This window comes from Streptomyces sp. ISL-1 (assembly GCF_018614585.1).
Taxonomy (GTDB): domain Bacteria; phylum Actinomycetota; class Actinomycetes; order Streptomycetales; family Streptomycetaceae; genus Streptomyces; species Streptomyces maoxianensis.
Map to the genome: position 1 here is coordinate 349,340 of NZ_JAGGOI010000007.1, position 13,726 is coordinate 363,065.

Below are 13,726 nucleotides of genomic sequence, written 5' to 3' on the forward strand. Positions count from 1 at the left end.
CACCACGATCCGGGCCACCACGTCCAGGATTTCCCTCACGGCGGGCACTGAGCTGTGAACGGCTGCACGGCCCGCCGCCGTCAGGTGGGTCGCCGCGATGGTCGTGGCAGCGGCGGTATGGCTGGTGTTGGCTGGGGCAGCGCGATGAGCGGCGCAGTGCCCCAGTCCGTACCGGCGATCCGGCTGAGTCCGGGAACGTCCCGGACCAGGATCCGCCGGTACCCGGTCTCAATGACCTGCTGCTCGCGGAGCGACCGCAACACCCTGTGTACGCTCGGCTCGGAGGCCCCGACCAGCGCCGCCAGCTCCGGTTGGGTGAGCGACACCCCGATCGAGACCCCGATCTCGCAGGGCCGTCCGTACACCCGGGTCAGCTCCCCCAGCACCCGAGCCACCCGGGTCGCCACCGCGCAACTCCCGAACTCCTGTCGCCGCCGTGTCGCCCAGCGCAGCTTGCCCGCCACCGCGCGCATCACCGCCTGCGCGGCGTCGTCGTACAACGCGAGAGATGCGAGGAAGTCCTGGCGGCTTATCAGCTTCGCCATGCCGGCCCCGGCCGCCACGACCGTGGCAACACGAGGCTGCGCGTCAAAGCAGGCCAGCTCACCGACGATGTCACCACCGGCTCGGACCGCCATCAACGCCTCTCGGTCGTCCTCCGTTGTGGCCAGCACCTTGAACCAGCCGCTCAGCAGCAGGAAGACGTGGGAGCCGTGCTCGCCCTCGCGCAGTAATCGTTCACCGCCGTCGAAGCGCATCGGCCGCCCGAGTCCGATCATCTGGTCGCGCGTTTCCACTGAGAGCCCACCCAGAAGGCTGGCTGCCGGCCAGCGTGCATCCCCCGGCCGCGGAGCGGGTCCATTGCGTGCAGCGGTTGACGTCATGAATGGGCCCTTCGAATCGCCGTTCGTTTCGGCCAAGATGCCGCCTGTCGCCCATTATGTGAGCGCCTATTGGTCCCCCACCCAGAGGTTGGGCGATTTGGTGTGACTTTTCGGTCGGGGATGAACGCGGCGCACATGACGTGGTAAAGGCTGCCGGCTGCCATTGTTGTCTGGCGTGGCCGCTCGCTGTAGCGCCAGGTTTCTACTGGTCGGCGAGGTACGGCGGCGTGGACAACAGGGTGCCGGGGTCGTTTCAGGCTGCCTCGTACCCTCGCGCTGTACGGCTGGGACGAGGGCTGGGCCGCCGAGTCGCTCCCTACGCCGAGCAGGGGCTGCTGCCCGGCCGGGTCGTACGGGTCGACCGCGGCCAGTGCGATGTCGTCACCGAGGGCGCGGTCCGCGCCGACACCGCGTTCGTGACGCCGCACGATCCGCTGCGGGTCATCTGCACCGGCGACTGCGGCGCCGTCGACCGGGACGGCGATCCCCGTTTCGTACGGACGTATCTGCCGCCTCGTACCGCCTTCGTACGTTCCACCTGACCGCGCTCGGCGAACTGTGAGCCGTGCATGTCGCGTGGCCGTCCCTGCCGACCGCTGTTCACGGCGGGGACGGCATCGACCAGCGGCAGGAGTCGGGTGACGTCGTTCGGTTACAGCCAGTCCCGATCACCGCGGGTGGGGGCCATGACCGTCGGTGATCAGGCGGTGTTTCGATCCGGCTCGGCCACGGGAGCGCCGGGGCTCGTCAGAGCTTCCCACCGATTTCACACGCCCGGCACGGGGGTCGGCCGCAGGTGCACTGCATAATCGCGGCCAGGACTTCGCGATCGTGGTAGAGGCACTCGTCCTTGCAGGTGTGACGCGGGATGAATCCTGCCGGGATCTCACCGGGCCACGGCTCGTGGCCATCGCGGCAGCGGACAAACCGCTCGGGGTCGGCGGAGTGCAGTTCGTGCATGCTCGACCGCGCTTCGTCCTCCAGCTCCCGCACTCGCTCCACCAGAGCCCTGAGCTCAGTGGCGATGCCGGAGTATCGGTCGGCGCCAGTCCGCACGTGGGCAGCCCGCAGTGCCATCGCTGCGTTGCCCAAAAACCTGCCGGCATCCTGGAGGTCGGTCACGTGATGCAGCTGAATGCCGGTCACGCCCCGGACCCACACGGCGTCCATGCTCACTGATCCACCTTCCCGGTGTTCTTCACCTTTGTTTTCTCGCGAGAGATTGCGCGCGGCGCGAGTACCTCCGCATAACAAAAAATCAATCTAATTTCGGACACTAAGGCTCTCGGTCGCACCCGTCCAGTAAATTCTGAGTGAGGCGGCTCACAGAAGGCATGGCGATGCGTGCGGGGGCCATTGCCCGCTCACCTGGTGGATCTTCTGGTGATTTCCTATTCGCAGGCTGTTATGCGTTATCCGGCGACCGTGTAAGAGCGCGCTCCCGTCCCGGCCAGCCCGCCACCGTCGACGATCAGGTACTCCGGGCGGATGGGGCGTCCGTCGAGCCAGGACTCCAGGATCTCCCGGACGCCGGCCGCATAACGGGCCTGCGCGGAGAGGGTCGAGCCGGACACATGAGGCGTCATCGCCTCCCACGGCATGGTGCGCCAGGGGTGGTCGGGCGGTGGCGGCTGCGGATACCAGACGTCACCGGCGTAACCGGCCAGTTGGCCGCTGTTCAGGGCCCGCACCACGGCGTCCCGGTTCACGATGAGCGCGCGTGCGGTGTTGACGATGTACGAACCACGCTTCATGACCGCGATGAGTTCTTCATCGAAGAGGTTCTGCGTCTGCGGATGCAGGGGAGCGTGGATCGACAGCACATCGACCGAGGAGGCCAGAGAGCGGGCGTCGGGGTGATAGGTCACCCCCAGCTCCTCCTCGACCTCCGAAGTCAGTCGGTGCGGGTCGCTGTAGTGCAGGGTGACGTCGAACGGCTTGAGGCGGCGCAGCACGGCCTGGCCGATGCGGCCGGAGCCGAGGATGCCGACGTGCATGCCCTCCAGGTCATAGGCGCGCGAGACGCTGTCGGCGATGTTCCAGCCCTGCTTGGCGGTGACCCAGTCGTGGGCGGGCATGTAGTTGTGCACCAGGGTGAGGATTTGCATGACGGTGTGCTCCGACACGCTGATGCTGTTGCTGTAGGTCACCTCGGCCACCGTCAGGCCGTGGGCGATGGCGCTCGGGAGGTCGACGTGGTCCGATCCGATCCCCGCGGTGATCGCCAGCTTGAGCTGGGGAGCCCCGGCGATCCGCTCGGGAGTCAGATAGGCGGGCCAGAAGGGCTGCGAGATCACGACGTCGGCGTCGGGCAGCTCGCGGTCCAGGGTGGAGCCCGGTCCCTCCTTGTCGCTGGTGACGACATAGGTGTGGCCCCGGTCCTCCAGGAACCGGCGCAGGCCGAGCTCTCCTGAGACGCTTCCGAGCAGCTGGCCCGGGGTGAAGTCGACCGACTCGGGGGTCGGCGCGGTCTGTCCCCCCGGGTAGCCGGTGATGGCCGGAATCTCGTCGCGGGCGTAGGCGGGAGGGTAGCCGCCCACGGGATCGGGATAGAGCACCGAAAGAATCTTTGCCATGGCCGTCCTCCATCGATGGGGCAGCCGCTCCGGCAAACCGGGCGGGGCCTTCCGTCGAGACGCGAGCCACTGGGTTCGGGCTCGCGAGAGCCGGGCGCTGCCGGCAATCAAACTGACCTACCCACCGACGATCTTGAGTCTAAATTTTAGTCGAGCATGCGTCGGCGCTGCAATCCCCGAGCATAATGGGTGAGGTATGCCAAGCAGATAGAGATGCCGCTATTTAGTTGAGGCCTGCGGCAGCCATTCGGGCGATCAGTGTGTACGGAGACTTCTGATGCGGGCGGACGAATCCGGGCCCGAGAGGGATTCCCGAGGGCCCGCGTACATCCCCGGTGCCGAGCCCGAGCCCCTGCCGATCGACCCGGACGCGGACGAGGGGGTGCGAGCGGGTTCAGCCGTCCCCACGGCGGCTGGTGAGGGGTTCGGCTCGCGTCTGCGCAAGGGCGTCCTGGCGGCGGTCGCGCTCGGCGGCCTCCTGGGCGGGACGGCCCGTTACGCACTGGGGCTGGCCTTTCCCACACCTGAGGCCACGTTTCCGTTGACGACGTTCGCCATCAACGTCTCCGGGTCGTTCCTGCTGGCGCTGCTGCTGGTGTACGTGCTGGAGATTTGGCCGCCGACCCGGTACGTGCAGCCGTTCGCCGCCATCGGGTTTCTCGGCTCCTTCACCACCTTCTCGACCTGGATGGTCGACACCGATCGCCTTCTGGTCGACGGACACTACGCTGCCGCGGCATTCAACGTCTTCGGCAGTCTGTTCGCGGGTCTGGCCGCCACCGGTCTGGGCCTGGCCATCGGCCGGATCGCGCTGGCCAGGCGGGCACGGCTCGCCGCGCTGCGCGGCCACGCCCGCCGGTACGGCTGGTGGGTACGGTGATCACCGTGCTCGCCGTCGGCGTGGCGGCCGCGCTTGGGGCAGTGGCGCGCTACGTACTCAACCAATACGTGCAGTACCAAAGCCCAGGCACATTCCCGCGCGGGACATGGCTGATCAACATCACCGGCTCGTTCGTGCTGGGACTGATGGTGGGCCTCGGCGCACGGCACGGGCTGCCGGAGCAGGTCTTGACGGTCGTCGGCGTCGGTTTTTGCGGCGCCTACACGACGTTCTCCACATTCAGTTACGACGTGGTCCGCCTGTGCAAGGAAAGGCGGGTCGGGAAATCCGTGCTGTACGGCGCGTCAAGCCTTACGGCGGGTCTGCTCACAGCCGCGGCTGGGCTCGTCATCGGGTCGCTCTGAGAGCGGAGAAACCTCACGATGGGCTGCCGCGCGCAAACGGGAGGTCCAGTCGTCCAGGGCTTGACACATGGATTTACGAGACGTCTCCTTGAAGGGAGGAAATTTTGTGGCGTGCGTCATCGGGGGCCGCACAAGCTCGGGTTGGGCTGACGTCCACCGGCAATCCGGAGTCGACTGATGGCCACCTATGAATATCTATGCAGCCGCTGTGGGCCTTTCGACGTGAAGTTGGCAATGGGAACGGCTCCCGAAGTTTACGGCTGCCCTGTTTGCGCAGGCTCCGCGAGACGTGTGTACTCGTCGCCCGGTCTCTTGCCGACCTCGAACGTGGCCGCCGCACTCCATGACCAGGAGGAGCAGGCCCGTGAGGCCCCGGCAGTAGTCTCCGAAGTGCCGCCACGCAGTGGGGTGCGACAGCAACCGCACCCCGCTCTCTCGCGGTTGCCGCGTCCCTGAGGGCGGTGGTCGACAAGTCAGAACGTCTCATGCGGGTTTCGACGTCGAAACGCGGACGCCGTTCCCGTAGCGGTACGCGGAATGCGGAGTTACGCCACGCCGGCCGGAAGACGAGCCGTCTCCTCGGCAGCTCATCCCTGGCGCGACGCGATTCCGTCCCCCCACGCGGACTTAGGAGGTGTGTCCCCGTGGGAAACGTGGGACTGCTCTTTGTCGGTGCCGTGCTCTTCATCAACGGGATGTTGCTTCTCGGAAAGGTCGACGCCCGATCCGGGGCGGTGTTCAACCTGTTCATAGGCGCACTACAGGTACTGACACCGACTTACCTCATCTTCACCGCCGACGGCGACCCCCTGAAAATCCTGGCGGCATCCGGCATCTACCTGTTCGGCTTCACCTACCTCTATGTAGGTATCGGCCTGCTTGCCGGTCTCGACAGCACCGGCGTCGGCTATTACTCGCTGTTTGTGGCAATTGCGGCCCTGGGATACTCGTTCGCCAGTTTCCGGCTCCTCAAGGACTACCCCTTCGGGGTCATCTGGCTCTACTGGGCGTTCCTGTGGTTCCTGTTCTTCCTGCTGCTCGGTCTCAAGATGGACAGCCTCACCACCTATACGGGCTGGGTCACGGCGATCCAAGGCTGGGTCACCGGCGTGATTCCCGCGGCGCTGTTGATCTCCGGCTACTGGAAGCACCCCACCGAGATCGCCATCGCACTCGGGGTCTTCGGCGTGGTGGTGTTCGCGGCGCTGTGGCCGCTCACCCGGAAACCGCAGCAGGCCACCCGCGCCGCCCCGGAGGCCAGAAGTGCGGGCAGCGCACCATCCTGACCGGATCAGAAATGAGGAGCTGTCATGCCCGAAATTCTCTTCAATGTGGACCACAGTAAGTCGATGCGTGACCAGGCTGTTCCGGGACACAACCGGTGGCACCCGGACGTCCCCACCGTCGCCATGGTGCGGCCAGGCGCGGAGTTTCGCGTGGAGTGCCGCGACTGGACCGACTGCCAGGTCGGCAACAACGACACCGCCAACGACGTACGCGACATCGACCTGACCATCCCTCACATGCTCAGCGGCCCGATAGGCGTGGAGGGCGCCGAACCCGGCGACCTGCTCGTCGTCGACATCCTCGACCTCGGCCCCGTGCCGCAGCAGACCGGGGTCGCGGCGGGCCAGGGCTGGGGCTACACCGGCATCTTCGCCAAGGCCAACGGCGGCGGCTTCCTGACCGACTATTTCCCGGACGCCTACAAGGCGATCTGGGACTTCCACGGACAGCAGGCGGTCTCCCGGCACCTTCCCGGGATCAGCTTCACCGGAATCACCCACCCCGGGCTGTTCGGAACCGCGCCGTCCGCCGAGATGCTCGCCCGCTGGAACGCCCGCGAAAAGGCACTGATCGACACCGATCCGAACCGGGTTCCCCCTCTCGCCGTACCGCCGGACGGCACCAACGCGCTCGCCGGCACGGCCACCGGAGACCTCGCGCGGCGCATCGGGGAGGAAGGCGCACGCACGGTGCCGGCCCGCGAGAACGGAGGCAACCACGACATCAAGAACTTCACCCGGGGTTCGAGGGTCTTCTACCCCGTACACGTCAAGGACGCCAAGCTCTCCGGAGGCGACCTGCACTTCAGCCAGGGCGACGGAGAGATCACTTTCTGCGGCGCCATCGAGATGGGCGGCTTCATCGACTTCCACGTCGACCTGATCAAGGGCGGCATGGAGACGTACGGCATCTCCACCAATCCCGTGTTCATTCCGGGCAACGTCGAGCCAAGGTACACGGAGTTCATGACCTTCATCGGGATCTCCGTCGACCACGACACGGACACGAACTACTACCTCGACGCCACGCTGGCCTACCGCCGGGCCTGCCTCAACGCCGTCGAGTACTTCAAGAAGTTCGGCTACAGCGGAGAGCAGGCCTACCTGCTGCTCGGCTCCGCCCCCATAGAGGGACGCATCAGCGGCATCGTCGACATCCCCAACGCCTGCTGCTCGCTGTACGTACCCACCGCCATGTTCGACTTCGACGTCCGGCCCACCGCCGCAGGCCCGATGAAGGCCGACCGCGGTCGGTGCGCGGTGGCCACCGCCTGACCGGACGCCGGCTGCGGCCCCGCAGTCCCGGCTGCATCTCAGCCCGGCACATATCGCCAGTGCCATATCCGTGACGGCGGGCCGCGGCCAGGACTACTGCCTGCGCAATATCGCCGAGAGGAAGCCGCTTGGGCCGCCAGAACCTCGCGCGGGGCGTCGTACGGCTCGCGGCGTGAGGTCGATCCGCCGGCTGCGGGTGTCGTACGGATGAGCCCCGACAGTTAATCGCTGGCGTTGTGCCCCGGGGCGGGGCTACGGTTCTGCTCGTTCCCGGGGCACGGTCGTGTTCCGTTCCCGAGGGAACAGCGTTGGTTCGTTGAGGAAGCAGGAGGTGAGGACATTGATGACTGTCACGGTGACGGGCGCTGCCCGCATTCAGGAGTTCATCATCGTTGCCACCCCTGTGGTCTCCGGCTGACACCCACTTTTCCTCCGCGCGCCGAGCGCGACGCCGGGGCCACCCTTTGAAGGGTTCCCCTTGTTCAACGCTTCGCTCAACACGTCTTTCACTTCTGATGCTCAGCATGCCCTCGCCTCCTACGGCTGGGACGAAGGCTGGGCTGCCGAGTTCTCTCCGTATGCCGCGCAGGGCCTGGTGCCCGGCCGCGTCGTGCGGGTCGATCGTGGGCTCTGCGACGTCATCACCCCCGCTGGTCCTGTGCGAGCCGACACCGAGTTCGTTGTGCCGCGCGATCCGATGAAGGTCGTGTGCACCGGGGACTGGGTTGCTGTCGACCCGGCCGGTGATCCCCAGTACGTACGGACGCTGCTGCCCCGCCGCACCGCGTTCGTGCGGTCGACCTCGTCCAAGCGTTCCGAGGGTCAGGTGCTGGCCACCAACATCGATCACATCGTCATCTGTGTGTCGCTCGCGGCCGAACTGGACCTCGGGCGGATCGAGCGGTTTCTCGCCCTCGCGATGTCCAGCTCGAGCGGCGATGCCCTGCTGCATGAGTCGGCGCTCTCCTGGGAGAGCGGGGCGCAGCCGCTGGTCATCCTCACCAAGGCGGACCTCGTACCGGATGCGACCGGGCTTTCGTACCTGGTGCAGGACGTGGAGACGGCCGCGCCGGGAGTGCAGGTGCTGCCGGTCAGTTCGACGACCGGTGAGGGCGTCGATGTGCTCGCGGCAGTCGTGTCGGGCGGTACGAGCGTGCTGCTCGGGACGTCCGGTGCGGGAAAGTCGACGCTCGCCAACGCGTTGCTCGGCGAGGACGTGATGGATGTTCAGGCCACCCGCGACGTCGACGGCAAGGGCCGGCACACCACGACGACGCGCAACCTCCTCGCCCTGCCGGGCGGGGGCGTGCTCATCGATACCCCGGGGCTGCGGGGGGTCGGGCTGTGGGACGCGGAGGCCGGTGTGGGCCAGGTCTTCTCGGAGATCGAGGAGCTCGCCGCGGGGTGCCGCTTCCACGACTGCGCGCATGACGCGGAGCCGGGGTGCGCGGTGCTCGGCGCGATCGAGGACGGTTCGCTGCCGGAACGGCGGCTGGAGAGCTACCGCAAGCTGCTGCGGGAGAACCAGCGCATCGTCGCGAAGACGGACGCGCGGGTGCGGGCGGGGATTCGGCGCGACTGGAAGCAGAAGGGCGCGGAGGGCCGCGCGGCGCTGGAGGCGAAGCGAGGCCGCGCGCGCTGAACTCCGGGGCTCCGGCCCGGGCCCCGCGTCTCGAAGGTCGGTGGCGCTGGGGCTCCGGCCCGGGCCCGCGCCGCGCATGTCGGAGGGGCTGGTTTGCGGGGGTCTGCCTTGGGCCCGTGTCTCGAGGGTCTGTGGGGCCGGTTTGTGGGGCTCCGGCCCGGGCCCGCGCGTGGAACGTCGGTGGGGGTGGTTTGCGGGGTTCTGCCCCGGGCCTGCGCCTTGGACGTCGGTGGGGCTGGTTTGCGAGGCTCTGCCCTGGGCCCGCGCCTCAATCGCCGGAGGGGCTGGAAAGTCTCGCCGACGAGGCTGGATTGGGGCTCTGCCCGGGCCTTCCTCCTACGCCCTGCGGGCGTTGGGGGAGGACCCCACTCCTCAATCGCCGGACGGGCTGAAATTCAGCCCGTCCGGCGATTGAGGACACGCCCGCAGGGCGTGCTGGGACCCCACCGTGCTGGGGCCCCGCGCCCGCAAGGCGTTAGGTGGGGGTCCCCCCGCGCCCGCAAGGCGTAGGTGGGGGTCCCCCCGCGCCCGCAAGGCGTAGGTGGGGGTTCCCCCGCGCCCGCAGGGGCGTAGGGGGCGGGTCTGGGGGGCTTGCCCCCCAGTTACGGGATGGGGGTACCTCCCACGGCCGCCAGGCCGTGGGAGGAGGGCGGGTAGGGGAACAACCTCCCTACTCCTCCAGGCCCCAGCTGTGAATCTTCCTCGGGTGGATCCGGATCAGTTCCTCGCTGAAGTGCGGCCCCAGCTCGTGCGGGCCCGTCAGCAGTTCCGCCTCGCCCCGGATGTCCACCCCGCGTACCTTCCACGGGCTGAGGCTCACAATGTCGTCGACGACCAGCGCCACCTTCGGGTTCGCCTTAAGGTTGCGCCACTTCTTCGTCGTGCCGAGCGCGTAGCCACCGATCAGGATCGTCCCGTCGTCCTGCGGGAAGAAGCCGACCGGGTTCGCCTGCGGCTGGCCGTTCGGGTCGACGGTCGCCAGCCGGCCCAGTCGCTGGGACGAGAGATACGTGCGCTCGGCTTCGCTGAATTCGGTCATGAACGCAGCCTCACACGCGTACGTCGTATCACGCATCGGATGCGGGACCTAGGCGAGCCCTAGGACCTCAGCCCGGGTTCACGCGGTCAGGCTCAAGCCGGTCAGGTTCAGGCCGGGAGCCCCCATGCCGTGGCCGACGCGTTCGGCTTAACCGGGCGGATCCGGAGGTTTGGGCGGTCCCCCCCGCGCCGTGATCAGCGCCGATTCGCCCTTCCGTAGCCGGATGCGGATCGCGCCGTCGTCCGCCTTCTCCCATCGCAGCCGCCCGACCCTCCCGTCGCGGACCTCGATCTCGCCCGCGATGCCGGCCGTGTCGTACCACGCACGGCGCCCCCGCCTCGCTGGTGACCCGTACCCAGCGGGTCCTCCCCGCCTCCCGTACCGAGCTGAGCAGGAACGCCCGCCGCGTGCCTGGACGGCGTTCAGCACAGTGGCATACGGGAGGGGGCTCGGCCGTCAGCCCCAGATCACCGCGCCCAGCCACGCCCCCATGACCAGCAGGCAGGCGAACAGTTCCACCAGCATGCTCGTCCCCACCGCCCGCATCACCGCCCGGGTGGAAGCCACCGCCGGGCCGTGCCCGCCGAGCCGCCGCCGCTCCGAGGCGTAGATCCCCCCGATGAATCCCGGTATCGCGCCCACCACCGGCACCAGGACGAAACCGATGAGCGCCCCCGCGCCCGCCCACACCACCATGCGCCGGGTCACCCCCACCCCGCGCAACCGGCGCGGCGGCAGCTGCCACACCACGACCTGGTCGATCAGCAGCACCACCGTCGAGGCCACCAGCAGCACCCAGGCCAGACCGGACTGCACGTGCATCGACCACCAAAGCATCGCGGCCCACACCAGCCAGCGTCCCGGGACGCCGGGGACGAGTACCCCGAACAGGCCCAGCAGCATCACCAGGCCGACCATCAGGAGCTGCCACACGCCCATCTGCCAAGGGTGCGGGATCGGGATCACTGCCGCAGGTCGCGGGCCACCCAGCCTTTCTCGTACGCATGCCAGCCGAGTTGCATCCGGGTCGTCACCCCGGTCAGCTCCATCAGCCCCTTCACGCGGCGCTGTACGGTCCGCAGCCCCACGTCCAGCTGCTTGGCCACGCTCGCGTCCGTCATCCCGGCGAGCAGCAGCGAAAGGATCTCCAGATCCGTGCCGTCGGGCCCGGCCGCGGGCTCCTGCGAAACCCCACCGCCGGCGCCGAGTCGCAGCGGCAACGCCTCCCGCCACACCGTCTCGAACACGCCCATCAAAGACTCCAGGAGCCCGCTCGCCTGGATGACGAGCGCCGCGGGCTCGGCCCCGCGCGCCGTAAGCGGCACCATCGCCAGGGCGCGGTCGGCGACGACCAGCTTGGTCGGCACCCGGTCCACCACCCGAACCTGCTCCTCACGGCCCAGCGCGGCGGACAGTTCGGTGATGCCCGCGGGCGCCGAGAGCACCGCCCGATCGAGGACCACGCGGTACGTCACCCCGCGCTGCGCCGCCTTCTCCTCGGCCTTGTTGTCCGTGGCGGCCATGGCGATCGGATTGCCGGTCACCAGGGCGCACACCTCCTCGGTCGCGCCCAGTTGGAGCTGTACGAAACGGTGCGCGACGGCGCTCGCGCCCGTCACCACCTCGACCAGATCGTGCACGGCGGTCTCGGTGGCATCGGCGCGGTACTCCTTGGCGAGCAGCGCCGCCGCCAGCTCGGCCTGCTCCAACTCGTGCCGTTGCTGGGTCAGCAGCGCGCCCAGCGCGACGCCGGGCGGTGCCGCCACCCAGCGGCCGGTGCGGGCCGACGACTGCGCCGCAAGCCCCTGTTGCTCCAGCCGGCGCAGCGCGCGCTCGATGTCCGTCTCCGGCAGAGCGAGACGGTGGGCGAGATCGGAGACCTCCGCCGCCCCGAGCGCGACCAGCGCGCGGTATGCCGACTCCTGTCTCTCGTCGAGACCTATCGCTCCCAGCACCCAGACCCCTCCCCGGACGTGCGCTTCCCCGCCCGCCGTGGCGGATACTGGCCACGGCGTATTCCCGCCGCGTACATCATCCCTGCACCATGGGTCCCTCTGGCAATGGTGCGCCACCGCGCCACCAACAGCCCTCGGCAGTCGAACTGACGTGCGCTTACCACGAAACGGTCCGCCGGGCGTCCTCCCGTGGGGAGTTGGGCCGCCCGGCGGACCACTTGTCGTACTGTGCTTTTTTCCGGATGCCCCGTTTTCGTGCGCCCCGCGCGGTGGACAATAAGGGCATGAGTCAGCAGGGGGAGAGGCCGGCCACCGAGGACGACTGGTGGAACCGGCTGTACGACGAGTCAGCCCCGGACACCGGTCCCGCGGCGGCCGGGGGTGACACGCTGGACGACCGATTCGACTCCGCGGCGGATGCGGTGGCCGCGGACGCCGCGTCTGAGCTGCCCGACCCGCCCGACCCGCCCGACCCGCCCGAGCCCCCGGAGTCGGAGCGTCCGCGCGCCTGGTGGGAGACGGTTGCGGCAGCGCGGAACAGCCCGGACCGGCCGACCGCGCCCCCACGCCAACGCACACCGTGGGAACCACCGGCACCCGAACGGCCGCCCGCGTTCCCCCCTCCTCCGCCGCCCGGACCGCCCCGGCCCGACGCCGCTCCTGTCGTCCAGGCGCAGGCCGGGGGCGCGGAGGACGCCGAGCCGCCCCGCCCCGCCAGTCCGCCCGCGTACGTGCCGTCACCCGCGCAGGAACCGGCCGACCAGCCCCCCGCTCCCGACCAGCCCTCCGCGCCCGCCGGGGGCCCCGCCCCCGCCGTCCACCCGCCCGCGCGGCCGTACGTCGCGCACGTCGGAGACGGCCCGCCCACCTACGACGCCGAGCCCACCGCCCTGCCCGCCGCCCACCCCCAGGAGCTGGACGAACTCGTCGCCGACACAGTGCTCGACGGCGCGAGCTACGGCACGTACACCCTGCGCGCCGTCTCCATCCGCGGGGACTCCGCGCGCTACCGCGGCGAGCCGCGCCGCGACGCCCTGCTCACCGCGCGCTTCGGCACCGGCGACGCCGCGCTCGTCCTGGTCGCCGTCGCCAGCGGCGCCCGCACCGCAGGGGGCGCGCACCTCGCCGCCGCCGACGCCTGCCGCTGGATCGGCACAGCTGTCGGCCGCAGTCACGCCCGCCTGGCCGATGACATAAGGGGAGGCCGCCGCGGCGACCTCAAATCAGGGCTGCACCGGCTCACCGACCGCAGCTTCGGCAGGCTGCGCGCCAGCGCCGCCGAGCAGGGCCTGGAGCCGCAGGAGTACACCGCCAACCTGCGCTGCCTGCTGCTCTCCGCCGACCCCGAGTGCCGTACCCGCGTGTTCTTCGGCGTCGGCGGTGGGGGTCTGTTCCGCCTCCGCGGCGGCATCTGGCAGGACCTCGAGCCGGTGGTCCCCGAGTCCGCGGCCGTCACCGGCGCACCCGTTGTCGGATTCGGTTCGCCGCCCGCCGAGACCGCCGAAGGCGACCGGCTCACCATGGACCTGGGGATCGCGACGCCCCCGTCCCCGTACATCGAGGCACCGCCCCCGCCACCCGCCGAACCCTTCCGGTTCCGCGCCTCCGTGGCCCACCCGGGCGACACCCTGTTGCTGTGCAGCAGCGGCCTCGCCGAACCGCTGCGCGGCGAGCCCGCCCTCGCCGAGGAGCTGGCCGGCCGCTGGGCGCACGGCGAGCCGCCGGGCCTGGCCGCGTTCCTCGCCGACACCCAGCTGAGGGTGAAGGGATACGCCGACGACCGTACGGCTGTCGCAGTCTGGGAGGCGTAACCGCGCCGGCCGT

13 protein-coding genes and 2 pseudogenes are annotated in these 13,726 nt (G+C 69.4%); 8 read left to right on the forward strand and 7 right to left on the reverse strand.

Features of this window, described 5'->3' with window-relative positions; all coding sequences use genetic code 11:
* Positions 1-80: 80 nt before the first annotated feature.
* Entirely contained in the window at positions 81-797 is a 717-nt protein-coding gene (locus J7E87_RS06920) for a Crp/Fnr family transcriptional regulator (protein WP_215090982.1), read from the reverse strand.
* 345 nt (positions 798-1,142) lie between these two features.
* On the opposite strand from J7E87_RS06920, the pseudogene J7E87_RS06925 reads away from it, so the two are divergent.
* A pseudogene (locus tag J7E87_RS06925) lies at positions 1,143-1,423 on the forward strand (GTPase RsgA); the annotation flags it as partial.
* Between the two features lie 2 nt (positions 1,424-1,425).
* On the opposite strand, the pseudogene J7E87_RS34890 reads toward J7E87_RS06925, so the two are convergent.
* From J7E87_RS34890 to J7E87_RS06935, 3 genes and pseudogenes are all read right to left on the reverse strand, one after another.
* Positions 1,426-1,615: pseudogene (locus J7E87_RS34890) on the reverse strand (IS5/IS1182 family transposase); the annotation flags it as partial.
* 16 nt (positions 1,616-1,631) lie between these two features.
* Positions 1,632-2,054, reverse strand: coding sequence for a hypothetical protein (locus tag J7E87_RS06930; protein WP_215091293.1), 423 nt, complete (start codon positions 2,052-2,054; stop codon positions 1,632-1,634).
* Positions 2,055-2,296: 242 nt separating this feature from the next.
* Entirely contained in the window at positions 2,297-3,460 is a 1,164-nt protein-coding gene (locus tag J7E87_RS06935; RefSeq protein ID WP_215090984.1) for an NAD-dependent formate dehydrogenase, read from the reverse strand.
* Between the two features lie 277 nt (positions 3,461-3,737).
* Between J7E87_RS06935 and J7E87_RS06940 the strand changes: the two genes are divergently transcribed.
* The 6 genes from J7E87_RS06940 (at position 3,738) to rsgA (ending at position 8,908) form a co-directional block, all read left to right on the forward strand.
* Entirely contained in the window at positions 3,738-4,340 is a 603-nt protein-coding gene (locus J7E87_RS06940) for a CrcB family protein (protein ID WP_251017026.1), read from the forward strand.
* Positions 4,337-4,705, forward strand: coding sequence for a fluoride efflux transporter CrcB (crcB, locus tag J7E87_RS06945; protein ID WP_215090985.1), 369 nt, complete (start codon positions 4,337-4,339; stop codon positions 4,703-4,705). The genes J7E87_RS06940 and crcB overlap by 4 nt, the downstream gene beginning before the upstream one ends.
* 177 nt (positions 4,706-4,882) lie before the next feature.
* Positions 4,883-5,161 carry an FmdB family zinc ribbon protein gene (locus tag J7E87_RS36400; protein ID WP_215090987.1) on the forward strand — a complete coding sequence of 93 codons (279 nt, stop codon included), beginning with the start codon at positions 4,883-4,885 and terminating at the stop codon, positions 5,159-5,161.
* Between the two features lie 188 nt (positions 5,162-5,349).
* Positions 5,350-5,991, forward strand: a complete 642-nt coding sequence (locus J7E87_RS06955; RefSeq protein WP_215090989.1) for an AmiS/UreI family transporter — start codon at positions 5,350-5,352, stop codon at positions 5,989-5,991.
* Positions 5,992-6,015: 24 nt separating this feature from the next.
* Positions 6,016-7,266: a formamidase gene (fmdA, locus tag J7E87_RS06960; RefSeq protein WP_215090991.1), complete on the forward strand. Its 1,251-nt coding sequence runs from the start codon at positions 6,016-6,018 to the stop codon at positions 7,264-7,266.
* Positions 7,267-7,744: 478 nt separating this feature from the next.
* Entirely contained in the window at positions 7,745-8,908 is a 1,164-nt protein-coding gene (gene rsgA, locus J7E87_RS06965; protein ID WP_215090993.1) for a ribosome small subunit-dependent GTPase A, read from the forward strand.
* Between the two features lie 670 nt (positions 8,909-9,578).
* Here the strand turns inward: rsgA and J7E87_RS06970 are convergent.
* The 3 genes from J7E87_RS06970 to J7E87_RS06980 form a co-directional block, all read right to left on the reverse strand.
* Entirely contained in the window at positions 9,579-9,947 is a 369-nt protein-coding gene (locus tag J7E87_RS06970) for a PPOX class F420-dependent oxidoreductase (protein ID WP_215090994.1), read from the reverse strand.
* A gap of 456 nt (positions 9,948-10,403) precedes the next feature.
* Complete coding sequence (locus tag J7E87_RS06975; RefSeq protein WP_215090996.1) at positions 10,404-10,886, reverse strand: DUF456 domain-containing protein; 483 nt, start codon at positions 10,884-10,886, stop codon at positions 10,404-10,406.
* 23 nt (positions 10,887-10,909) lie between these two features.
* Positions 10,910-11,902 carry a LuxR family transcriptional regulator gene (locus tag J7E87_RS06980; RefSeq protein ID WP_215090998.1) on the reverse strand — a complete coding sequence of 331 codons (993 nt, stop codon included), beginning with the start codon at positions 11,900-11,902 and terminating at the stop codon, positions 10,910-10,912.
* A gap of 284 nt (positions 11,903-12,186) precedes the next feature.
* Between J7E87_RS06980 and J7E87_RS06985 the strand changes: the two genes are divergently transcribed.
* The gene (locus J7E87_RS06985; RefSeq protein ID WP_215091000.1) at positions 12,187-13,713 is read left to right on the forward strand and encodes a protein phosphatase 2C domain-containing protein; all 1,527 of its coding nucleotides are present in this window, start codon (positions 12,187-12,189) and stop codon (positions 13,711-13,713) included.
* Positions 13,714-13,726: the final 13 nt, after the last annotated feature.

Bases quoted from the DNA above. Each gene is read 5' to 3' on its own strand.
- J7E87_RS06975 (WP_215090996.1), bottom strand. From the start codon at position 10,886: ATGGGCGTGTGGCAGCTCCTGATGGTCGGCCTGGTGATGCTGCTGGGC.
- fmdA (WP_215090991.1), top strand. From the start codon at position 6,016: ATGCCCGAAATTCTCTTCAATGTGGACCACAGTAAGTCGATGCGTGAC.
- J7E87_RS06970 (WP_215090994.1), bottom strand. From the start codon at position 9,947: ATGACCGAATTCAGCGAAGCCGAGCGCACGTATCTCTCGTCCCAGCGA.
- J7E87_RS06985 (WP_215091000.1), top strand. From the start codon at position 12,187: ATGAGTCAGCAGGGGGAGAGGCCGGCCACCGAGGACGACTGGTGGAAC.
- J7E87_RS06930 (WP_215091293.1), bottom strand. From the start codon at position 2,054: ATGGACGCCGTGTGGGTCCGGGGCGTGACCGGCATTCAGCTGCATCAC.
- J7E87_RS06935 (WP_215090984.1), bottom strand. From the start codon at position 3,460: ATGGCAAAGATTCTTTCGGTGCTCTATCCCGATCCCGTGGGCGGCTAC.
- J7E87_RS06940 (WP_251017026.1), top strand. From the start codon at position 3,738: ATGCGGGCGGACGAATCCGGGCCCGAGAGGGATTCCCGAGGGCCCGCG.
- J7E87_RS36400 (WP_215090987.1), top strand. From the start codon at position 4,883: ATGGCCACCTATGAATATCTATGCAGCCGCTGTGGGCCTTTCGACGTG.